The organism is Mycetohabitans sp. B3 (genome assembly GCF_021498065.1).
In the GTDB taxonomy this organism is placed as follows: Bacteria; Pseudomonadota; Gammaproteobacteria; order Burkholderiales; family Burkholderiaceae; genus Mycetohabitans.
The window spans coordinates 20,835-42,265 of record NZ_JAHLKN010000035.1; the positions used below are offsets into that span (position 1 = coordinate 20,835).

Annotated in this window: 23 protein-coding genes and 4 pseudogenes; 13 read left to right on the forward strand and 14 right to left on the reverse strand. The window is 59.7% G+C overall.

Translation table 11 applies throughout. The features are described from left to right. Window positions 1–162: 162 nt before the first annotated feature. A pseudogene (locus KQH55_RS10160) lies at window positions 163–314 on the forward strand (methylmalonate-semialdehyde dehydrogenase); the annotation flags it as partial. 36 nt (window positions 315–350) lie between these two features. On the opposite strand, the gene KQH55_RS10165 reads toward KQH55_RS10160, so the two are convergent. Both KQH55_RS10165 and KQH55_RS10170 read right to left on the reverse strand, forming a co-directional pair. After that, entirely contained in the window at window positions 351–1,193 is an 843-nt protein-coding gene (locus KQH55_RS10165) for a siderophore-interacting protein (protein ID WP_235090756.1), read from the reverse strand. After that, window positions 1,190–1,882: a PadR family transcriptional regulator gene (locus KQH55_RS10170; RefSeq protein ID WP_373566385.1), complete on the reverse strand. Its 693-nt coding sequence runs from the start codon at window positions 1,880–1,882 to the stop codon at window positions 1,190–1,192. Before KQH55_RS10170 ends, KQH55_RS10165 begins: the two co-directional genes overlap by 4 nt. Before the next feature lie 271 nt (window positions 1,883–2,153). On the opposite strand from KQH55_RS10170, the gene KQH55_RS10175 reads away from it, so the two are divergent. The 3 genes and pseudogenes from KQH55_RS10175 to KQH55_RS10185 all read left to right on the forward strand — a co-directional run. Continuing rightward, window positions 2,154–2,393 (forward strand): hypothetical protein, encoded by a 240-nt coding sequence (locus tag KQH55_RS10175; protein ID WP_076788289.1) that lies wholly within the window; start codon window positions 2,154–2,156, stop codon window positions 2,391–2,393. A gap of 70 nt (window positions 2,394–2,463) precedes the next feature. Continuing rightward, window positions 2,464–3,252 carry an OBAP family protein gene (locus tag KQH55_RS10180; protein WP_235090759.1) on the forward strand — a complete coding sequence of 263 codons (789 nt, stop codon included), beginning with the start codon at window positions 2,464–2,466 and terminating at the stop codon, window positions 3,250–3,252. Between the two features lie 296 nt (window positions 3,253–3,548). Then, window positions 3,549–3,870: pseudogene (locus KQH55_RS10185) on the forward strand (transketolase); the annotation flags it as partial. Window positions 3,871–4,329: 459 nt separating this feature from the next. On the opposite strand, the gene KQH55_RS10190 reads toward KQH55_RS10185, so the two are convergent. Together KQH55_RS10190 and KQH55_RS10195 are read right to left on the reverse strand one after the other, a co-directional pair. Further along, the gene (locus KQH55_RS10190; protein WP_139337299.1) at window positions 4,330–4,617 is read right to left on the reverse strand and encodes a hypothetical protein; all 288 of its coding nucleotides are present in this window, start codon (window positions 4,615–4,617) and stop codon (window positions 4,330–4,332) included. 236 nt (window positions 4,618–4,853) lie between these two features. Then, window positions 4,854–5,009 (reverse strand): hypothetical protein, encoded by a 156-nt coding sequence (locus KQH55_RS10195; RefSeq protein ID WP_170872352.1) that lies wholly within the window; start codon window positions 5,007–5,009, stop codon window positions 4,854–4,856. Between the two features lie 240 nt (window positions 5,010–5,249). On the opposite strand from KQH55_RS10195, the gene KQH55_RS10200 reads away from it, so the two are divergent. Beyond that, on the forward strand, window positions 5,250–5,552 hold the full coding sequence (locus KQH55_RS10200) for a type II toxin-antitoxin system HigB family toxin (protein WP_076794397.1): 303 nt from the start codon (window positions 5,250–5,252) through the stop codon (window positions 5,550–5,552). 2 nt (window positions 5,553–5,554) lie between these two features. Then, entirely contained in the window at window positions 5,555–5,983 is a 429-nt protein-coding gene (locus KQH55_RS10205) for a type II toxin-antitoxin system HigA family antitoxin (RefSeq protein ID WP_083703608.1), read from the forward strand. Between the two features lie 359 nt (window positions 5,984–6,342). On the opposite strand, the gene KQH55_RS10210 is transcribed toward KQH55_RS10205, so the two are convergent. The 3 genes and pseudogenes from KQH55_RS10210 to KQH55_RS10220 all read right to left on the reverse strand — a co-directional run. Then, the gene (locus KQH55_RS10210; protein WP_139337298.1) at window positions 6,343–6,627 is read right to left on the reverse strand and encodes a hypothetical protein; all 285 of its coding nucleotides are present in this window, start codon (window positions 6,625–6,627) and stop codon (window positions 6,343–6,345) included. Next, the gene (locus tag KQH55_RS10215) at window positions 6,572–6,802 is read right to left on the reverse strand and encodes an acyl-CoA dehydrogenase family protein (RefSeq protein WP_083703607.1); all 231 of its coding nucleotides are present in this window, start codon (window positions 6,800–6,802) and stop codon (window positions 6,572–6,574) included. Before KQH55_RS10215 ends, KQH55_RS10210 begins: the two co-directional genes overlap by 56 nt. 58 nt (window positions 6,803–6,860) lie before the next feature. Next, a pseudogene (locus KQH55_RS10220) lies at window positions 6,861–6,974 on the reverse strand (IS3 family transposase); the annotation flags it as partial. 175 nt (window positions 6,975–7,149) lie between these two features. On the opposite strand from KQH55_RS10220, the gene KQH55_RS10225 reads away from it, so the two are divergent. The 5 genes and pseudogenes from KQH55_RS10225 to KQH55_RS10245 all read left to right on the forward strand — a co-directional run. Continuing rightward, the gene (locus KQH55_RS10225; protein WP_076794615.1) at window positions 7,150–8,454 is read left to right on the forward strand and encodes a CitMHS family transporter; all 1,305 of its coding nucleotides are present in this window, start codon (window positions 7,150–7,152) and stop codon (window positions 8,452–8,454) included. Between the two features lie 21 nt (window positions 8,455–8,475). Then, entirely contained in the window at window positions 8,476–9,834 is a 1,359-nt protein-coding gene (locus tag KQH55_RS10230) for an acyclic terpene utilization AtuA family protein (protein ID WP_076788284.1), read from the forward strand. A gap of 1 nt (window position 9,835) precedes the next feature. Next, a complete protein-coding gene (locus tag KQH55_RS10235; protein WP_235090761.1) occupies window positions 9,836–10,153 on the forward strand; it encodes a hypothetical protein in 318 nt (105 codons plus the stop codon). A gap of 321 nt (window positions 10,154–10,474) precedes the next feature. Continuing rightward, a complete protein-coding gene (locus tag KQH55_RS10240; RefSeq protein WP_076788281.1) occupies window positions 10,475–10,708 on the forward strand; it encodes a DNA-binding protein in 234 nt (77 codons plus the stop codon). Next, a pseudogene (locus KQH55_RS10245) lies at window positions 10,695–10,883 on the forward strand (VapC toxin family PIN domain ribonuclease); the annotation flags it as partial. The gene KQH55_RS10240 and the pseudogene KQH55_RS10245, both read left to right, overlap by 14 nt. A gap of 5 nt (window positions 10,884–10,888) precedes the next feature. On the opposite strand, the gene KQH55_RS10250 reads toward KQH55_RS10245, so the two are convergent. From KQH55_RS10250 to KQH55_RS10270, 5 genes are all read right to left on the reverse strand, one after another. Further along, window positions 10,889–12,301: an MFS transporter gene (locus KQH55_RS10250; RefSeq protein WP_139337297.1), complete on the reverse strand. Its 1,413-nt coding sequence runs from the start codon at window positions 12,299–12,301 to the stop codon at window positions 10,889–10,891. A gap of 161 nt (window positions 12,302–12,462) precedes the next feature. Continuing rightward, the gene (gndA, locus tag KQH55_RS10255; protein WP_235090763.1) at window positions 12,463–13,872 is read right to left on the reverse strand and encodes an NADP-dependent phosphogluconate dehydrogenase; all 1,410 of its coding nucleotides are present in this window, start codon (window positions 13,870–13,872) and stop codon (window positions 12,463–12,465) included. Between the two features lie 75 nt (window positions 13,873–13,947). Next, on the reverse strand, window positions 13,948–14,751 hold the full coding sequence (locus KQH55_RS10260; RefSeq protein WP_076794394.1) for an EAL domain-containing protein: 804 nt from the start codon (window positions 14,749–14,751) through the stop codon (window positions 13,948–13,950). 234 nt (window positions 14,752–14,985) lie between these two features. Further along, window positions 14,986–17,163, reverse strand: a complete 2,178-nt coding sequence (locus KQH55_RS10265) for a 3-hydroxyacyl-CoA dehydrogenase NAD-binding domain-containing protein (protein ID WP_235090765.1) — start codon at window positions 17,161–17,163, stop codon at window positions 14,986–14,988. Between the two features lie 229 nt (window positions 17,164–17,392). Further along, on the reverse strand, window positions 17,393–18,580 hold the full coding sequence (locus KQH55_RS10270) for a DNA topoisomerase IB (protein WP_235090767.1): 1,188 nt from the start codon (window positions 18,578–18,580) through the stop codon (window positions 17,393–17,395). Window positions 18,581–18,650: 70 nt separating this feature from the next. Here KQH55_RS10270 and KQH55_RS10275 point away from each other — a divergent pair, with 70 nt between their 5' ends. Together KQH55_RS10275 and KQH55_RS10280 are read left to right on the forward strand one after the other, a co-directional pair. After that, a complete protein-coding gene (locus KQH55_RS10275) occupies window positions 18,651–18,800 on the forward strand; it encodes a hypothetical protein (protein WP_170872351.1) in 150 nt (49 codons plus the stop codon). 17 nt (window positions 18,801–18,817) lie between these two features. Next, on the forward strand, window positions 18,818–19,033 hold the full coding sequence (locus KQH55_RS10280) for a hypothetical protein (protein WP_076794391.1): 216 nt from the start codon (window positions 18,818–18,820) through the stop codon (window positions 19,031–19,033). A 10-nt stretch (window positions 19,034–19,043) separates the two neighbouring features. Here KQH55_RS10280 and KQH55_RS10285 read toward each other — a convergent pair whose 3' ends face one another. Together KQH55_RS10285 and KQH55_RS10290 are read right to left on the reverse strand one after the other, a co-directional pair. Then, window positions 19,044–19,325: a hypothetical protein gene (locus KQH55_RS10285; protein ID WP_076794390.1), complete on the reverse strand. Its 282-nt coding sequence runs from the start codon at window positions 19,323–19,325 to the stop codon at window positions 19,044–19,046. Between the two features lie 612 nt (window positions 19,326–19,937). Beyond that, window positions 19,938–21,134 (reverse strand): hypothetical protein, encoded by a 1,197-nt coding sequence (locus KQH55_RS10290; protein WP_306666084.1) that lies wholly within the window; start codon window positions 21,132–21,134, stop codon window positions 19,938–19,940. Window positions 21,135–21,431 lie beyond the last annotated feature (297 nt).

Sequence of the window (21,431 nt, forward strand, 5' to 3'; positions counted from 1 at the left end):
CGAATCGTGAGAGGGCGCGGCTTATATGCGCCTAGAGTTACCGGATTGTCACACCCGGCCGCTGCTGTTTTCAGCGGCAATTCCAGTATAGGGCAGTTCATCAGAAAACGGCAACTGGAAATTCCCATTCCATTGTGAGTTGCCAACTGCTGGAGTCATTGGCCGATGGCATGGCACGGCTTCGGTGGCTGGAAGCCATGCATACGTCGGCATACGGCGAGGAGGGTGTGCGCTTCTCCACGCGGCGGAAGGCGGTGATGCAGCGCTGGTCGCCGTCCATTGGTGCCGGCGCCGACTTCGCGATGCCCGTCGCCACCGACTGGGCAGCGCACGCCGCAGATCGTCAACCGTCAACCGTCGATCGCCTCGTGTACCGCGGCGGATCCGCGCCGCCAATAGCTGGCCGCGCGGATCCGAGACTTAGGTACGCCGCGCTCCTCCACCAAGTACTGGCGCACTGCGCGCGCTATGCTGGCCTCGGCTGCCACCCAAACGTAGCCATCGCCGCCCGGCAAATCCGTATCCTGCACCGCGCGTAACAACGCGCCGCCGTCGGGCCCCGCGCAGTCGCGATAGCACCACACCGCATGCAGTTGTGCGCGGGTATTGAGGTCGATGCGCGCCGCTGCGTCTGCTACCTCAATCACGGTTACCACCCGAGTATCGGCGGGTAACTCTTCAAGCCGCCGCGCAATGGCGGGCAGTGCGGTATCGTCGCCGATCAGCCAATGCCAGTCAAAGCCAGTCGGGATGATGAGTGAGCCTCGCGGTCCGCCGACGCCGAGCCATTGTCCCGGTTGCGCCTGCTTTGCCCATGCGGACGCAGGGCCGGCATCATGCAGTGTGAATTCCAGATCCAATTCGCCTGCCTGCCGATCGTAGCGCCGCGGCGTGTAGTCGCGGGCCGGGGGGCGTGGATGATGCTCCAGGAACACGACACCATCCGGTCCCACAGTCGGCAGCAGGGGTTTGTCCATGCCGGGTAATGGAAAAAACACCTTGACGTGGTCGTCGAACGAGGCGGAGACGAAATCATGTAGATCGTCGCCGGCCAGCGTCACACGCACCAGCGTCGGCGTGATCTGCCGCACGCGCTGCACGCGCAACAGACGAAACTTCAACGGATGACGAACGCGCGTCACGGTGCGCTCCGGGCCGTCCTGCACCGTTATGTTGTCCTGAGCGGATGTCATTGGCTTGCCTCCGGCTTGTGCTCAATTTCGGCGACCGCACGCCTCAGGATGGCTGCAATGCGCCGCTGCTCGTCCGGCGGCAGGTTATCGCGACGGTACAGCGCTTGCTTCAGTGCGAGCCGGGCCTCGTTGAATTCCGGCAGCCACGCTGGGCCCCCCGACATGTCGTCACCTTCGCCACCGGCGAAGAAGCGGCGGATCATCTCCATCTTGCGGCCGATGTGCTGCAGCTTGGCGAGCAGCAGGTCTGCGCGTTCTCGGTTGGCCTCGAGATAGTCGCGCCCGGGATCCGCTATTACGTACCGCTTGCGGTTGCCTTCCAGATGGACTGTGACGTAGCCCAGCTCCTCGAGGTAGGTCAGAGCCGGATATACCATGCCCGGGCTCGGGCTGTAGTAGCCGCTGGAGCGAGCATCCAATGCCTTGATTAACTCATAGCCATGGCTGGGCTGTTGTGCGATTAACGCGAGCAGCAGCAATTGCAGGTCATCAGACGAGAATTTGCGGCCGCGCGACATGCTTTCGTCATCGCCGAAGCCGAAGCCGCCGCCCCCCCAGAACGGGCTACCACCGCCGTGCCGCCGGTGGCCGTGCCGGCCCATTGCGTGGCGCAGCGCGGCAAACGGCATGCAATCGTGCCACGAGCGAGCACTGCGTGACCAATCGCGGAAAAAAGAACGATGACGCATAGGTTGCTCCAAGAGAGTCGTAAGACACATCTAAAGATATGTGTCTTTAGATGTATTGTCAAGGTCGTGGGTGTAAAAGACTGAGCAGTCCAATGGTCGCAATCGCTGGAGCGTGGTGCCGTCCGCCGCTAGTTCCGTGCGTAGCAGCCGTGACGATGAGGGTATCGCGGCGATTGGCTCGAGCCGGTACCGGGTTGCCACGCAGCGGCATGTGGTTTGCTCTGAACAGGGACGCGCGCTGTTGTGGCGCGCCTGTTGAAGGAGACCCACGATGAAACATCGCGATGCCGCCGATCGTGCTGACCCCGCAATGCGCAAACCTGCGGAAGGTGAAGGCGAGGTGACCGTCGACAAGGATGGCAAAGTGCACCAAAAAGGCCATGGCAACATGGACGAAACGATGATCCCGCAAAAGCCGGAACCGGACCGGGGCCCGTACCAGCCGCCGCCGGGGCATCTTGATAATCCAAAGGACGTTGAGCCGCGCAGCGGTGGTGATTTGTCGGCGTGAAACCTTCGCAGCACACCGGTCTTTATCTTGGGGTCACCGCGGCCCTATTCACGAATAACGGGGGTGATCAATGAAGAAATCTACAATCTGCGCGTGCCGTCGGGCGTTCACGTCGTCAGCGCTCAAGGTCGCGTTGGCCTCCGCGGCGGGCTTGTCGGCGTCGTCTGCGCGTGCCGACGAGAACCACGGCACGCCCGTGCCTGGGGCGAAGCTGTCGCCGCGAAGCCGCGTGCTCGACACGGGTGCGCGACTGTTGCAGAAAAAGCGGCCTGTTGACGCGATGAGCGCATTCCTGAACGGTTTCCATTTCTATGCCGATGACATGGGCCGGCAGGTCGAGGCCTTTCATTACTGCACGCACCTGACAGAAGACTTCCATCAATGCGTGATCTACGATTCGGATGCACCGGATGCAAAGCTGATTGGCATCGAATATATCGTCAGCGAGCGTGTATTCCGCACGCTGCCCGACGAGGAGCGACGGCTATGGCACAGTCACCGCTACGAAGTACGTTCTGGAGAACTGCTGGCGCCGGGCATTCCGGAGAAAGCCGAGCACGCGCTGATGGGGCAACTTGTCAACACGTACGGCAAGACTTGGCATACGTGGCAGATCGATCGCGATCACGCGTTGCCGCTTGGCATTCCGCAACTGATGATGAGTTTTACGGATGACGGGCAACTTGACCGTGCGCGCGTGCAGGCGCGTGACGCGCGGTTCGGCGTGTCTACCGACGCGCTGCGTCGGCGTCGTGCCGATCTGGCGCAGCCGCAGCCGGTGGTCGGCGCGGACGCATGGCAGGACGGCAGTACGCTGCAGCTTGCGACGGCTGAGGTAAAGGTCAAAGTGCCGCGTTGACCAACGTACATGTCAAAATGCCCGCATTGTGGCAATGATACGTATAGCCAGCGCACGCACGAGCCCGGCAACAAGCGATCGAGCTGACGGCGGTGACCGACGGATCGGACGGCGCTGTCTGTTGCATGCATGCCGTGCGCTCTTTGCCCTCATGCTGCTGGCAGTAGGATAAGAACGGGACAGCGCGTGTCATTTGTTCAAGACCTATAAAGGATAGACTGATGACAGAGCAATCTTGTGCAGCACCCGCAGCACCCAAGGGCGTGCCGCTTCCCCGCAATCCGCATCTTCGGGAAATGGCCAACTGCATTCGATTCCTGTCGATGGACGCTGTACAGAAGGCAAAAAGCAGCCATCCAGGTGCGCCGATGGGCATGGCCGACATTGCCACTGTCCTGTTCAAGGACTTCATGCGATTCGATGCTGCTGTACAGCCTCTTATATTTGACTGGCTATTGCGACATGCTGATCGAGGAGCTGAAATGCTTTTGCCAACTCGGCAGCAAGACGCCGGGTCATCCTGAATATCGGCATGCCGAGGGTATCGAACTGACGACGGGACCACTGGGAGAGGGGATTGCCGAATCGGTGGGCATGGCGTTGGGCGAGCGTGTGATTGTTCCCATGGCAGGCAGGCTTGTTCCATGCGCAATTTGCCACGAAGTAGAGGCTCGGGCAAGTGGAGAGGGAGGCATTTTCTCAAGTACGGGAGGTTTTGCTTTGCATCGTGCAAGCGCGCGGATCGGCCACGCCTTTCCGGGAAAGCAGTTCCTCGCACAGGAAACACTTGGCTTTAACGATGCTAAAATAGCAGAAGAAAAAATAAATGATATAGTTGCCGCACTTAAACTAAAGAATGATAAAATCCCAGCTGCATTTAATAAACCCATTTCAGTTAAAGGAGCTAAGCCGGGCGAATTATCTAGGTTTCTCAAAGAAATCAATAAGCCAGTGTGGTCGCTTGATACGTCCAGCTTGGAGAGCGATGAAATTTCCGATGCCAAAGCATCCACTTCCTGCGCACGAGAGTGCCAAAAAAACTAAACTTTTAAGGTAGCCTGGCCACGGCGTTCCCCGTCACGTGTGCCAAAAATCCCGTGCCGCTCCTGTCACGCTGTGCACGATGATTGGGTTCGCAAAACGCTTGTTGACCATATAACTCATGGTCGATTCGACAAATGCTGTGGGAATCGTTTCGTGGTGCCGATAGCGATGTTGCGTCGCGCATAGATTGAGCGTTAATGTGAAAAGTTGTTGCGTGATCAGCCAGGACGATGTTTTGTTGATTACCGCGCGCAGCACGAGATATGAGGGATAACAAGATGGCCAGGGCTGCTCTGATATCGTGCCATCTTTCTCAAGCATCGTACAAACATCAAGAGCAGGATGGCCATGCATCGCATTGTATTTGTCTTTCTCTCCTTTGAGCGGCGAAATTCTACCGATCGTTGTGACATCTTCAAATTAGAGCGTGGCTTCCTACCACAGATCGCGCTCCAGAAAGCGCGTTGCGCGTGTCGACCGCGTTGGCGTAGCATCGCCATTGGGTTGCCGCACAGGTAGCCGGCGCCGATCCACCATATGAACATGGCTGTTCAGCATCACCAGTGCTGATTGGCCGGCGACAGCAGCCCGTTAAAGGGTCGCCACGTCGCGAGAATACTTGCCCCGTTGTTCGGCAACCAGCGGCTGGCCGGCTGCGGATCGACCAGAAATACCTTGAACCGTTGCAGATCCTCGTGCGTGAGCGATGACATGGTAAGCGTACCGCTGCGCGGTCTCGAGCGCGCAGCGATTGGTGCCGTTGTGCCCGTCCAGGCGGTCGGGGAGCGTAAGCGAGTCGAGCGGTGGCACGGGGGCGAGTTGAGCCAGGGTCACAGGTCGGGCGTTTTGAAGGTGAGGTGAAGCGGGAGCTGGCAGCTGCCAGCTGACGGCTTTTACACGACATTATATAGGCGATACCTTGACAAATTATATCAAAACGATATAATTCACTCATGCACATCATTTCCCTCAAGATGCTCCGCGATTTCTGGCAAAAACATCCGGAGGCAGAACAGGTGTTACGGCAATGGCACTCAGTGGTGGAGCATGCTGAGTTTAAAGATTTCAACCATGTCCGGGCGCTTTTTAACTCAGCCGACTACGTACCGCCTTATGTCGTCTTTGATGTCGGCGGGAACAACTATCGCGTAGTAGTCATTGTTCGATACAGATTCAAAAAGGTGTTTGTTCAGAAAGTTATGACGCATCGGGAATATGACGACTGGACCAAGCTCTATCACAAAGGCAAGGTGTAATCATGCAAGGCACGCATACGCACTTCAACATTCAAGCGATCCAGGCATCGTGGCAAACTTTTGATGCGATGGCGCACCTGCACCCTATCCACGGCGATGCGGACTATGATCATATGGTCGCGTTGATGAATGCGCTGCTGGACGTTGCAGGAGATGATGAGGAGCATCCCCTATCCGGCTTACTTGACCTTGTCAGTGATCTGGTTTCGAGATATGAGCAGGTGCGCTATTCAATCGAGGCGGCCGAACCTAAAGACGCGCTAAAATTCTTGATGGGCGTGCGCCGGCTTAAACAGGAAGATCTGTCGGAGGTGGTGCCCCAAAGCAACCTTTCCGCAATTCTGGCAGGTAAGCGAAAGATCAGTGCGACGCTAGCGGGCAAGTTGGGCAAGTTTTTCGATGTAAGCCCTGCCTTGTTTATCCCACGCTAAAACGATCAATGTCGGGAGACGAACCGGTAGTACGAGGGATGAAAGCATGCAGACACTCCCGTTACTTGTGCGATTCACGGACATCGTTTCAACTAAAATGAGGCGATGGACCGAGAGATTGCCGCGCGATTACGTTAGGTGCGCATGTCTCACGACGCCGGCAACGCCGGCCTCGTGTGCGCGCAACTGTGGTTATCAAATGTGGCGATTAAGTTTACGATTTCGTAAACTTAATAGTCGGGTTAGTTTTCCGATCGTGCAAAAATGCTAGCATGACCGACGCGCCCTGTTCTTATCGATTCGGCCGTTTTGCTTAACAATTTTTGGGCATCACTGTCGACGGTTCGCAAGTGACTGCTTCATACGGCTTGTTCCCGCGTGCGAGATTTGCCCAGCGCATGTGTTGGCGGGCGTTGCCGCCCAATAGGGCCGGTGATCCGGCCTAATGCAGACTTGGCTGACGTGCGCTGCTGCACGTGCCGCGCTTTTTCAGTGCCGGCGTTGATGCAATGCAGCGCCGCCAAGCTGCCTTCCAGCGTGCCAATTTGCTCGCGTGCGTCCCCGAGTTGCGCCTGCAGCGCTTGCAATTCAGCGTGGTGCTGCGCTGCGTTCTGCTCGTGGGCAGGTCCGGTTCGCGTTGCCACAATGCGCTGGCGCATTGAGCGCGACTACCAGGCCCGCGTCCTTGAGCCGCCCTACCCGATAGACGAGCTCGCACGCGGCATCGAGGTTGACTTTCATGTCGGCGAGGCGATGGGAGATGGCTTGATTCTTTCCAATGGGCTGGCCGAACTGGCGGCGGGTACGCGCGTGGGTAATGCATGCTTCAAGGTGGCGGGGTAATCTCCCCGCTTTCCACGGGGTTCAGAAGTAGGAACTATGCGGTCATGGCCAGCCGCTGTTTTGGCGTCAATCCGCCCAGGGCCATGTTCGGGCGATCGTGATTGTCAGTCCACATCCAGTCGGTCGCGAAACGCTGAACGTGCTCCAGGTCCTCCGCGACCCATCCCCTAGAGAGTGTGCGTTTGTAATCAACTACTCCATGTCGCGAAGCTTCCTATCCATTGCGCTTTATGAATGCTGCAATCAAATCATTTCAATTGATCTATCGATGCAATCGATCTACCCTAGACCCGTGATCAAAAGAAAAATTGGGGATCGAATATATGCTGCCGTTACTGGGGTTCGCCACCATTGTGGTTTTGCTCGCCGCCATCCTCTCGAAGCGAATGTCGCCGTTGGTAGCGCTGATTGTGGTGCCTATTGCGGCATCACTGCTTGGCGGCTTCGGGTGGCAGACTTGCGAGTTCGTGATTGGCGGCTTAAGGAATATGGCGCCGGTGGTGGGCATGTTCGTATTTGCGATTCTCTATTTCGGGACGGTGACGGACGCTGGCATGCTCGATCCAATTATTGATCGCATTCTGAAGATGGTTGGCACGAAGCCAACACGCATTGTCATGGGAACGACACTACTGGCATTACTGATTCATCTCGATGGCTCAGGAGCCGTGTGTTTTCTCGTGACGATCCCAGCGATGCTGCCACTTTACGATCGCTTGAAGATGGATCGTCGTGTGCTGGCGGCAGCCGTATCGATGGCGGCGGGCGTGAATTTTTTGCCGTGGACCGGACCCACGATCCGCGCATCCGCTTCTTTGCATCTGCCAGTGTCGTCGCTTTTCAACCCGCTTATACCCGTGCAGGTGGTGGGGCTGGTGTTCGTATTTGGCATCGCATATCTACTAGGTCGCCGCGAGGAGAAACGGCTCGGATCCGCTTGGGTTAACAACTCAGGGCCGATGCCAGAGCGCAAGCTCACGCGGGAGGAAAGCGAAATTCGCCGCCCCAAGTATTTTTGGTTCAACGTCGTGTTGACTTTGTGCGTGCTTGGCACGTTGGTGCTAATAGGTGACAAGATCCCGCCCGCGATCGTATTCATGGTTGGACTATGTATTGTTCTATCGGTCAACTATCCGAACGTGGAGATGCAGCGTAAGCGTGTGGATGCGCATGCGCGAGCTGCATTGATGATGGCGGGTGTTTTATTGGCGGCCGGCGTTTTTACCGGCGTGTTGCAAGGTAGCGGCATGCTCAAAGCGATGGCACAGTCCACCGTCAATCTTGTGCCTCAAGAGATGTCTAGCCACATCCCGTTTACGCTGGGGCTCCTCGCGATGCCGATGAGCATGTTGTTTGATCCTGATTCGTTCTATTTTGGCGTGTTACCTGTCGTCGCAGAAGTGGCAGGGCAACTGGGTGTGCCGGCAGTGCAGGTCGGGCAGGCAGCGTTGCTCGGGCAAATGACCACAGGCTTTCCCGTTAGCCCGCTTACGCCAGCGACATTCCTTGTGATCGGACTGTGCGGTATCGATCTCGCCGATCATCAAAAGTTTACCTTCCCTTTGCTATTCGGCACATCGATTGTCATGACTGTCGCCGCTGTTGTATTGGGTGTTTTCCCCTTGTAAGCCTTCACTGAGAATCATGCCATGGCTGTAATTCATCAACGGCGCTGTGTGCGAATCGGGGCGGGTGCCGGATATTCGGGCGATCGGATAGAACCCGCTGTCGAACTGGCGGCGCATGGTGCGCTGGACTATCTCGTATTTGAATGCCTCGCCGAGCGAACTATTGCGATTGCGCAGCAGATGCGGCGCGACAACCCTGAACGGGGCTACGACCCGTTGCTCGATGCTCGCATGACGGCGGTTCTGCCTGTCGCTGTGCGCAATGGCGTGCAAATCATCTCCAATATGGGCGCAGCCAATCCGGTTGCCGCTGCACGCAGGACCGCTCAGATTGCGCGCTCACTAGGTTTGCACGGTTTAAGGATTGCCGCAGTCACCGGAGACGACGTGCTTGCCCTCGTGCGGCAGGGCGATTTTTATTTCGAGGAGTCGGGCGATAGTGTGACATCGTATGCCGAGCGGCTCGTTTCAGCGAATGCTTATCTGGGAGCGGCACCCATCGTCGATGCATTGACGGCCGGCGCCGATATCGTGCTGACGGGCCGCGTCGCCGATCCTGCGCTTTTCACCGCGCCGTTGATCTACGAGTTCGGCTGGGACATGAATGATTGGGACAGGCTCGGACGAGGCACCGTCGTCGGGCATTTGCTCGAGTGCGCGGGTCATGTTACGGGCGGCTACTTTGCCGACCCCGGTTTCAAGGACGTGCCCGATCTCGCCCGCCTGGGGTTCCCCATCGCGGAGGTCGAGCCCGACGGAACGGCCGTCATGACGAAGGTTGCTGATGCCGGCGGTTGCGTAACCGAGGCGACGTGCAAGGAACAATTGCTTTATGAGATACACGACCCGAGTCGCTACCTGCAGCCTGACGTCGTGGCAGATTTTACCGGGGTCCGCGTATTCGAAGAAGCTCCCGACCGCGTCCGCATAGCAGGAGGCCGTGGTACTGCGCGTACCGATACACTGAAGGTCTCGGTAGCCTATGCGGATGGCTTTATCGGAGAAGGGCAGATGTCATACGGCGGCCCGGGTGCACTCGGGCGGGCGCGTGTCGCACTGGATATCGTTCGAGAACGTCTGCAACTCAGGGGCGTCCAGACTCGCGAGCTGCGCTTTGACCTGATTGGTGTTGACGCACTGCATGGTCCGAGCGCCGGCGCACGCGGCGGCGAACCATACGAGGTCCGTGTACGCGTCGCGGGACGGACCGCTTCGTTAGCGGACGCAGCATGCATCGGCAACGAGGTTGAGACGCTTTATACCAATGGTCCTGCAGGCGGTGGGGGTGCGACCAAGGCAACGCGGGAAGTGCTCGCTGTGCAATCGATCTTGTTACCAAGAGCGCACGTGCGACCGACATTCGAATTTGTGGAGGCGTAAAATGAAGTTGCGCAACCTCGCCCACTCGCGCACGGGTGACAAGGGAGATACGTTAAACATATCGGTCATATGCTATGACAGTCGCCACTATGCGTATCTGCGTCAGACGCTGACGGCCGAACGGGTGAAAACGCACCTACAGGATGTAGTACTTGGCGACGTCGTCCGATACGATTTGCCCAATATCGCAGCGTTCAATTTTGTTGCCCAACACGCACTGGGTGGCGGGGTGACCCGATCGCTTGCGCTGGACGCCCATGGCAAGTCGCTGAGCAGCGCGTTGCTCGACTTGGATCTCGAAGATCCAAAGGATGTTTAATTAGCCTCGTTTTGCGTTTCCATCGCTTCGGTGCAGGCGAGCAGCGCACCGAGGCTTCCTTCGTGACGCTGGATCGCATCGTGTATGACCGGATCGATCGGTGAACTGCATCGACGCCATCGCAGCGGCGAATTGCCGTAGTTTCTGCGCACGTCTGGAGTAAGTCGGTGGACGGCATTCCACCAGCCTCAAACGGTTTTACGCGCGTCTCAAAAGGGCTCCTAACATGATGCAAAAAATTGATTACCCTGGCGCTAGCCGTGCTTGCAACTCTCGCGGCGAACGCTATCGTTGATAGCAATGGAAAGCGGGAGGTGAAACATGGCAAATTTACTGGTGCGCAACGTAGACGACGCGCTGGTCCAAAGTCTGCGCGAGCGGGCCGCAGCACACGGCCGCAGCGCCGAGGCGGAGCATCGCGAGATCCTGGCGCAGGCGTTGCGCAGGCCGCAGCGCAGGACCTTTGCGCAAGCCCTCATGAGTATTCCGAGCGTGGGAAAGGACGCGGACTTTGCCCGGTGCGACGATGGCAAGGCAGCGCATGTATTGGGTTGACACCAACGTCATCAGCGAGGTACGCAAGCGGGAACAAGCAGATCCGGGCGTCATGGCGTTTTTCTGGCAGGCGGCCCTGGAAGATACCGGTCTATATTTGTCCGTGGTGACAGTGGCCGAACTGCGGCGCGGCGTAGAGTTGATCCGCCACCGCGGTGACAAACCGCAGGCAACCCGACCTCACGGCGTCCCGGACCGCGTTGCCCGTCCGCCGGTGATCGACCGGCGTGCCGCATAGGCAAGCAGGGCAGCCGTTGCGGCATTGAACACGAACAGGCCGCTCGGTCCAAGCACGGTCATCGCCACAGACGCAATTGTCGGCCCTGACAGTCCGCCGATCGAAAACAGGATCAACAGCGTCGCACTGATCGCAATGCGTCGGTTTGCGTCGATATGATCATTCACGTAGGAGACGATGAGACCGTAAAGCGTGAACGCTGCAGCGACATACACGAGCGTCGCGATGCCGACAAACCAATGCACGCGCACGATGATCAACGATGCACTAAGGGTTGCGGCCAGCACCGCGAGGTGAAACACCAGCACGCGACGTTCGATGCGGTCCGATAGCTTGCCGATCGGCCATTGCGACAGCAATGCGCCGATCAGCACAATGCCCATGAAGTGCGACAGTTCGCTAACTGAAAAGCCGATGCCGGTCAGGAACACTGGGGTCATCGAATAAAACGCGCCGGACAGCAACCCGGCGCAGATGCAACCGGGAATCGCTAATGGCGTGTCGCGCCACAGGTCGATCGCATGGCCGATCCATGAGCGGGGGCGGCGCACGCCGGCCCGATCCTCGAACACGTGCACTGGCCAGCCTTCCAGCAGCGTGACGGGCAGGATGGCGCCGACAAACAGCGCACCGACGATCAGCAGGTTGCGCCCGCCGGATGCACCGGCTATGTCCAGCAGGAACTGCCCCGCACCGACGCCCAGGTACGTGATCGCCAGGTACGTCGAGAATACCCGGCCGCGCATTGCGTTCGGAACCGCGCCGTTGAGCCAGCTCTCGACGCACGCGTAGACGCCCATGAACGCAACACCGCTGCAAAAGCGCAGTGCGCCGCTGACCCACGGTGAGTCGAATGTGCCAAATGCGAGCGCAGTCAGCGCCGCGCCAGCCGAAAAGGCAACGAACGCCCGATGCTGGCCGATGCGCTCAATCAGCCGGCTGTTGGTCACGGCCCCTGCGACAAATCCTACGTAGTAGCACGACTGCACGAGTCCGACCGCGACCGTTGACAGTCCCGCATGCAGCATCCGGATCGGGATCAGCGTTGTGAATAGTCCGTTGCCGATCATCAGCACCGCGTACGCGGCAAGCAGGCCGGATAGTGAACGCAGCAATGCACCGGTCGGATCCGGTTGAACGGCGGGGCGCGGCAGGTCGTGCCATTGACGCGCGGCTGCCTCGGAGGGCGGCGGCGCGGGCGGGGGTTCCAGCGGGACATCCTGCGCCGGATCGGCTGGCAGATCCGGCAGCGCGTTCGACATAGGCTTTGCCGATGGCTCGGACGCAGCCGTGTCAGAGGCTGTCGTTCTGGGCATTGCCGTCGCCACGTTGAGATCGAGTCGTGGATCGTTCATCCCCGGCCTCCGATGTAGCACGAGCCGGGTAGGCAAAATGACGGCTGGGGCGAAACAGCATTACGCAGCATGAATATAGAACAATCGATCAACAGGAACGGCTGCGTGTACGTTGCGGTAGGGCGGCACGGCACACGCGGCGCTGTGACGAAGCGGTGCTGCTATATCCAACGGGCATGGAAACTGCCGGGTTTGTCGATGCGCTCGAACGTATGGGCGCCGAAGCAGTCGCGCTGCGCCTGGATCAGGTTCGCCGGCAATGTTTCGGCGCGGTACGCGTCGAAATACGCAATCGCCGACGCGAACGCCGGCACCGGCACACCGGCTTGCACCGCCGCAATCACAACTTCGCGCAGCGCCGCCTGGTATTGTGCGGCGACATCGCAGAAATAGGGCGCGAGCAACAGGTTGGCTAGCGCCGGATCCTGCGCATATGCGTCGGTGATCTTTTGCAGGAAGCGCGCGCGGATGATGCAGCCGGCGCGGAAAATGCGTGCGATCGTGCCATATGGCAAATCCCATCCATATTCATCGGATGCGGCACGCAATTGCGCAAACCCTTGTGCGTACGAAATCACCTTGCTCAGATACAGCGCGCGCCGGACGGCCTCGACGAACGGCTCGCGCGCGCCCGCCAGCGCGCGCGGCGACGGGCCGCTCAGTTGGCGGCTGGCCGTCACCCGCTCGGATTTGAGCGAGGACAGCATACGGGCGAACACCGACTCGGTGATCAACTGCAATGGCACGCTCAGATCCAGTGCGTTCTGGCTAGTCCATTTGCCAGTACCTTTCTGCGCGGCGCGGTCAAGCACGACATCGACCAGATCTTGGCCGGTCTCGTCATCCTTGCGCGCGAAGATTTTGGACGTGATATCGATCAGGTAGCTGTCAAGCTCGCCTTCGTTCCACTGCGCGTACACGTCGCGCAATTGCGCGTTGGATAAGCCCGCGACATGCTTGAGTACGGCATAGCTTTCGGCGATCAACTGCATGTCACCGTACTCGATGCCGTTATGGACCATTTTCACATAATGGCCGGCGCCGTCCGGCCCCATGTACGCGACACATGGCTCACCATCACCGGCACGCGCGGCAATGCGCGTGAGGATCGGTTTGACACGCTCGTATGCGTCACGCGGCCCGCCTGGCATGATCGACGGGCCGTGCAGCGCGCCTTGTTCGCCACCCGACACGCCAGCGCCGATGAAATGCAAGCCAGCGTCGGCCAGTTCGCGATGGCGGCGCATCGTGTCGGTGAAATGGGTATTGCCGCCGTCGATCAGCACGTCCCCCCGATCCAGCAGCGGCTTGAGCGCAGCAATGGTGTCGTCGGTCGGCGCGCCGGCCTTGACCATTAGTAGAATACGTCGCGGCGTTTCGAGCGATTCGACAAACGCTTGCAACGTATAAGTCGGGACCAGCTTGCGATCTGGGAATGCCGTGATCAACGCGTCAGTGCGCTCACGCGTGCGGTTGTAGACCGATACCGCGTAGCCGCGGCTTTCGATATTCAATGCTAGATTGCGGCCCATGACCGCGAGTCCGATCACGCCAATGGCCTGCTTGCCCATGTTGCAGCTCCGAAACGCGTTGCAAGTTTCCGATTGTCGCATCTTCGCACAACTTGCGCGGATCGGTTGAACACCTCAGAGCAATGGCGGTTTCGATTCGCGGTTGAGCAGTTGCGACATCATGGCGCTGTCGATCGGACGATAATAGAAATTGCCGACCATCTCAAAGCATTCGAGATGCCGAAAAAACTCAAATTGTTCGAAACTGTTAACACCATAGACGGCGATCTTTAGGCCGGTGGAGTGCGCATGTGCCACTAGCAGCCTGGCGAGTGTCTCGCCGGTGCGCGCCTTGGCCGATGGCGACACTAACGCGCCATCGAGCTTGATCCGGTCCAATGGTAGCGTGGCTAGGTGCTCATCGCCCTGCGCGCGAAAACGCACGTCCGTGACGGTGCTTTGGACCTGCAGCGCATGCAGCGCGGACAGCGCCGCATCAGCATGGGTCAAATCCTCGAGCAATGCCGTTTCCGCGATGTCCAGTTCCAGGTAGCGTCCATGCAACTGCGCCTGCTGCAAGATCGCTCCCACGCGTTGCGCAACGTCCTGCACGCGGAATAGCGCAGCGGGGATCGGCACTGCGACACGGATCGGCGGCAGACCAGCTTGCTGCCACTCGTAGTTTTGCTGGCAGGCCTGGCGTAGCATCCACTCGCCTAGCTCGACCGCGATCTCGCTGTCGTGCGCGGCGCTTAGCAGGGCCGATTGGGCGATCGGCTCGCCGTCCAGGGCCGGCCAATACAGCGATACGACGGCCCCTTCTATCCAGCCGCTGGTCAGATCGACCTGGGGTTGATAGCGTAGCCGGAACGTGTTGTCGCGTATTGCCTGTTCCAGACTCTCCTTGAGTGTCATTGATGCGTTAAGACTGGCGTTCATACCATCGATCGTGCTTTCCTTGGCACTGACAACATCCTTGTCGGATTTTCGTCATCGTGTAAAAACTACCCAGTTGATGCGAATCTGAACTTGACTCGTGTTGATTGTTCGTGTGCAGCGTTAGGGTCGCGCCGACCGGACGGCGCTCAATATAGCGACTTTCCAGACGGGCGAATGTCAAGGATGCCAGAGCACAAGCGTCGCGCGACGTCCGGACAACCGGCCAGACGCCGCTCACGCAAAGTATATGCCAGCGGCCCGCCAGGGCGACGGGCTGTTGCGCCTACGCGTTGGCGTGCGGTTCAGGCTCGCGAAGGTGGCGCCTTTGTCCACGAGTTCGACGAGCAACGGCGACGGTTGCCAGAACAACGGATCTTGACGCGCGAATTCCCGGATATCGGCGAGCACGTTCGCCAGACCCCGGGTATCGGCGTAGTGCATCGGGCCGCCGTGATAGCGCGGAAATCCGTAGCCGTGTACGAGCACAACATCCACATCGAGTGGCCGCAAGGCAATGCGCTCATGCACGACGTTGGCGCCCTCGTTGATCATGGCGGCCAAATAGCGGCGCACGATTTCCTCGTCAGTGAATTCGCGCGGTGTTATCCCGGCCCGCTGCCGCTCGGACGCGATGATGGCCTCGACCTCGGGATTGGGCGTGCCGGTGCGTTGGCCCGACTCATACAAGTAGTAGCCCCGACCGGTTTTTTGGCCGAACCAGCCACGTTCGCACAGGCGATCCGGAATCTGTACGTAGCGGGCGCGCGGATCGCGCGTGGCCGCGCGGCGCTTGCGGGCGGCCCAGCCGATATCGCCGCCGGCCAGGTCAATGACCTGGTATGGCCCCATTGGAAAGCCGAAATCGCGGATCGCGCGATCGATCTGGTACGGTGAGGCACCGTCCTCCATCATCGCATCGGCGGCAGCACGATACACGGCCAATAGCCGGTTGCCAATGAACCCGTCGCACACCCCGGCTCGCACAGGCGTTTTGCGTAGGCGCTTGGCGAACTCGAACGCCGTAGCCACGACGTCGGCATCCACGTTGGCTGGCACGACGATTTCGAGCAGCTTCATCACGTTGGCTGGCGAAAAGAAGTGCAGCCCGATCACGTCGCTCGCGCGCCCGGTGCTGGCGGCAATCTCGTCGATATCCAGATATGACGTGTTGGTCGCCAACACGGCGCCGCGCTGGCAGACGCGGTCCAGTTTCGCGAAAACGGCTTTCTTCACGGCGAGATCCTCGAATACCGCTTCGATGACCAGATCCACGTTGGCCAACGCATCATACGATGTGCTGCCGCTGAGCCGGGACAGTGTGGCGGCACTGGCCGACGCGCTCAGCTTGCCCTTGGCGATCAGTGCGTCGTAGACCCGTTGCACGTGGGCCCGCCCGCGTGCCAGCATCTCATCGTCGCGTTCGATCATGGTTACCGGAAAGCCCGCATCGAGCGCGGCCACCGCGATGCCGGCGCCCATTGTGCCGCCGCCGATCACGCCGACCGTGTCGATCGTGCGCGGCGATGCATGCTGGCTTTCCGGTGTCTTGGCGGCTTCACGCTCGGCGAAGAATGCGTGCACAAGCCCCGCGCGCTGCGGGCTATCAAGGCATTGCAGGAACGCCTGGCGTTCAAGCTTCATCCCTTCATCGAACGGCAAATCGATCGCTGCTTCGATCGCCTCGACAATCTTCAGCGGCGCGAACAGTCCACGCGAGCGGCGCGCGACGTCGGCGCGGGCGGCTTGCACGGCCGCATGGCTCGCGTCGCGATCGGCGAGCGCCTTGGCGGAACGGGTCGGACGTACTCCGGCGTGCGAGGCCAGCAGCGCTTGCACATAGGCCAGGCCTTCCGCTCGCGTGTCGTCGCTCTGGCTGACGCGGTCCAGTAGTCCGAGCTGGAGTGCTTCGTCGATGCCGACATGACGTGCGCTCAACGCCAGATCGAGCGCGGCACGCGCGCCGATCAGTCGCGGTGTGCGTTGCGTGCCACCGGCCCCCGGCATCAGACCGAGCTGCACTTCCGGCAAGCCGAGTTTCGCGCCGGGGATGGCGATCCGGTAGTGCGCGGACAGCGCGATTTCCAAGCCGCCGCCCAGCGCCGCGCCGTGAATCGCGGCGACCACGGGCTTGCAGCACGATTCGATGCGCTGGCACACCTGTGGCAGCGACGGCGGCAATGGCGGCTTGCCGAACTCACGGATGTCGGCGCCAGCGATGAAGTGGCGGCCCGCGCCGAGCAGCAACACCGCTGCGACCTCGCCGCAAGCTTCAGCGGCGTCGATCGCGTCGATCAGCCCGCGGCGCACCGCGACGCCAAGCGCGTTAACCGGCGGATGGTCAATCGTGACAACCAGAACCTTACCGTGTCGTTCATGGCTCACGGGTTGGGTCGGGGAGGGAACGAGGGTCATTGGGCGTATCTCCGCAATAGGTGGGGGCGCGCGGCGCGCTTCGCCGGCCGATTGTCCAATCGCTGACTTGTATGACACTTACAACAGTGATTGACAGGCTGTCAAAAAATTTTGAACCATCGCGTGATGGCGCCATGCACCATGTGTCATACCTCATGCGCTGCGAGCGTGTGCCACCATGGACTTGACCGCTCTTACGTTGCTGGTCGAAACCTCGAAGCCGGCAATCTCAGCGAGGCCGTACGCCGGCTGAAGATGTCGCGTGCGAGCGTAAGTTACCACTTGAACGACGCTGATTTCCAAAAATCATCAGGAGTCGTCGGGTACGGCGCGACACTGCGCGGGCTGTGCGCGCGTGATGGTGAAGCAGGGACGCGAACAGCGCTTCGTCGGCCTTCAGGCGTCGGTGCTGGCGCAGCGGCTTAAGTGTGGCAAGCGCACCTGTTTCGAAAGCTTCGATTACTACGGGATGGATATAACATTTACGGCATACGGCAGGTGTGTTGCGCAGTAGATCGGCGACCTGCCGGACCGTGTCAACTACATGCTGGCGCGCACGCGTGAGGCTGCACGGCGGAATCTGACGCAACGTGCCAAGTGCAAGGACGCTACCCGCCCACGTTCTGTAGTCCTTTGCAGTGAATCCAGTTCCGCTTATCTCGCGCAGGTACGCATTGATGTCGGTCGAACCGATGGCGTGCCGCTCGCCATGCTCGTCGACATACTGGAATAGCTCATGACCAGGCAACTCCAGGCAGCGCCGTACGATGCGCACGATACGTGGGTCGTCGATGTCGACGTCGTGCTCGACGCCGCTCTTGCCACGGAACCGTAGCCGCATGCGGTCGGCGTCGAGCGCCAGGTGTTGTTTGCGCAGGGTCGTCAAACCGTAGGACCGGTTGTCGCGCGCGTATTCGGGGCTGCCGATCCGCACCAGCGTACGGTCGAGCAGCCGTACCAGCGCCGCGGCCACTTTTTTGCGCGGCATCCCCGGACGCTGCAGGTCCCGCGTCACGCGCGCGCGGATCCTCGGCAACGCGCGCGCAAAGTCGGCCATCCGTGCGTATTTGTGCGTATCGCGCATCATGCGCCACGCGGCGTGATAGCGGTATTGCTTACGCCCGCGCGCATCACGGCCGGTGGCTTGCAAGTGACCGTATGGGTCCGGGCAGATCCACACGTCGGTATACGCGGGCGGTATCGCCAGTGCATTGATGTGCTCGATGCGTGCGCGATCGCGAATGCGCGTGCCGCGTGTGTCGAAGTACGCGAACCGGCCATTAACCGCACGGCGCGTATAGCCGGGCTGCGTGTCGCTCACGTACCGCAACTGCTCGCACGCATCGGCATCGTGCGCAGGGCGCTGCCGGCAGCGTGGGGTAGCTCGTGTTTCAGTTGGGGCCGGTGTGTCAGGCATGGTGTTTCACGGCAGCTGCGAGAGAAGGCACGCGGCGCAATCTGCATGCCCGTCACACCCTGGGTCGGGAATGCGGTCTGCTGGAACATTGGCAGGGTGCGCCGGCGTGCCGGGCATCGGTGGCGGCGCTGGTGGGGCGGTACGCGGCGCGGCGGCGGCCTGGCCGTGGGTGCGGGAGGGAAGCTGGCTCGCACTGGGCTCGACCGACACGGGTTTTTAGATTGAGGAGCACGACTAATGGAACGAAAGTCAAATGATGCACCGGCGAAGCCGGGTGAGGCGCGATCTCCGCAACCGGCAGGCGCGCCACGGCAACGCCTTGACGTGCCAACCGCGGCGGATCGCCGACTCACCGAGGCGCAGAAGGCGACGATGACAGGGCATCCGCCCCCACCCACCAACGCCGGGCAGGAGCCACTGCCTGCCCCGAACGGCGTAGGGGAAGATGCGTGAGCGAGCGTGGTCAGTAGCGCGCCAACCGGTTGTCGTCAATGCTGACGCGATTGCCGAGACGCAATTCACCGGGCGACGGCACGTGGAATGTACGAGGCGTGCTGTTGCTGAGCGACACGGCGATTCGATAGCCGGTAAGGTTGGGCTTCGCGTATTGCTGGCCGAGCTTATTGACGACGGCGGCGCTGCTGAGGGCGCCAATCATGGTAGCGTCCATCGGATTGAGGCCGTTGAAGATGCGACCACTACAACGAAAAGCATCCTCATAGCGCGTTGAAATATCGCTCGCCACGCAAGTTCCGAAGCAGGACCGATCCATTAATCATAGTGTGAGGCTGCATCCGGCACCGAAAGGCAAGCCTTGGCCCATGGTGAACGAACGTGACGCTCGTCTAAGCCTAATGCGCCACGGCGAGAGCAAGCATCATCGAACGACTGACCGCGCGTTTTGGCTCATCGGTGACTAAGCAATAATCGCTTTTTAGTCGCTTACGCCTGCAGCAATTGCGCCATTCCACGAAGACGATTTCGGTATAGCCTAGCTGCGCTCACTTCGCCCGAGGGGGGCGGCTTTGGCAGTAGCGCGCCAAAATACTTACAGCGCAACACGTGCTGTCATCGCTTGCCCGCTCGGTTCTTGAATCTCCTGAGAACTCTATAGGATCAATCGTTTACAAAAAACCGGCCCGCAATCGAGTTTAAAGAATTCCCCAGATAAACGAAGTATGCTGGTTCAGCCGCAGGTTAATGTAGCTAACTTTTGAGCCAAAGCAGACTGTCCTGGAATCGTGCCCGGGCCGGCTCGGAGAACTGGTTGTCTTCCATAAAGCGGGTAATCTCAACCACCGCCATATCCCATTGATGATCGTCTAAGTTACGTATCGCACCCCGCGCTCGAAGTCTGCTAAGCACATCGCATAAAGCAGGCTTCGCCTGCGCCATTCAATAGACTCAAGCCTTGCTGCCAGACCCACTTCGCCAGGGCATCGTCCAATCTGTGGGTATACGTTAGTAGGCCGAGTGTGACCTGCGTGCGTTGCGCTGGCAGTACGCGCAGCAATGCCGGCTCCAGTAACTGAAGTTCGTGTGCATGATGCTCGCTCGGTAACCTCGTCAACCCCTCTGGAAGATAGCTTAGCGCAACGCCCAACTGTTCGTCAGGCAGCGACAGCGCCACATCACGCAGCTGCGTGTACTGGGCGAGCCGGTTCACTTCTGGCAAAACCCATATGGCGCTGGCTAACATGCCAACCGATTCGCTTTGATGAGAGGGCGGCAGCTGCAACGCTTGTTCGCGTAACACTGCATACAGTCCAGGGAGGCGGTCGTTGCTTCCAGCAAAGTGAATCATTCGCCGACACAATACCGGGATCAGCTCCGCTTGCTCGGACATCCTTAAGGACGCAAGCCGAGCTACGAGCGCCTGATAACGCTCGATAAACTCAGCTGAGCCAAACAACAAGAATCTCAAACTGTCAGCGAGTTCCGTCCAAACATTATCTTCTTCGGGCGCACGCCGCTGCGCCATCGCGTAAGCGAAGTCGAATAATTCATCGCGATGGCTCCAATGAAAATCGCGCAATGAGTGCAACAACAGCGCTTTTTGTATTTGCACGCCATCCTTCGGAATGCGCTGCGCCGCCGCATACACGCGCTTGAAGGCTTCGCCGCGCTCGCGATATGGCAACGCTTCCAACCGCTGGCGCAGCGCCTCAAGCGGCTCGACGTGCTGCGCCGGATCGGCGAGCGTGCCATCCATCTCACTGAGCAGCTGGTTGACTGACGCGAGGCTCACGGCTTGGTTGGCTCGTTGCCAGTAGCGGTAGACTGAATGCCGACTTTGCATCGCATGGTACGTGCGACGATCGACTGCTGAAAAATTTCCCACGTCTTGAACGGGCACGTAGTCACCGATCCGTTCAATTAATTCGCGCGGCAGGTCATGGTATGTTGTGGCCCGACTGGCCGGTGGGTTCACCAGCCCACCGCCTGCTGGTCTCAGTGTCGGCGGGGGCGCCGACGCAGCAGGCTGCGGGCACGACTCCAACGCGCATATGTAGGCTTGGTAGTCGTTCAAAGCGGCACGCAGATCAAAGTCCATCTGTAAGCTCGGCAGTCGATAAAAAAACGGCGCAATACGACATGAGGCCGCACAGCAGGCTAGCCGAAAACGGGAAGCTGAGCACAGCGATGGACTGTGAATGCCATGTTCTTGGCGGATAGTGCCATACTGATATGCGGAAGTTGTTACCTCATTTGTTGGCCACTCACACTTTTGAAGAAATTTGTGCGAAGCTAGCAATGGTAACCAGCACGCAGCCGAAACAACGTGCGGATCAAATAAATGATGGTGCAGGCTCAGTCACATTCGACCATTCCCGGCCTCACCATACACCCG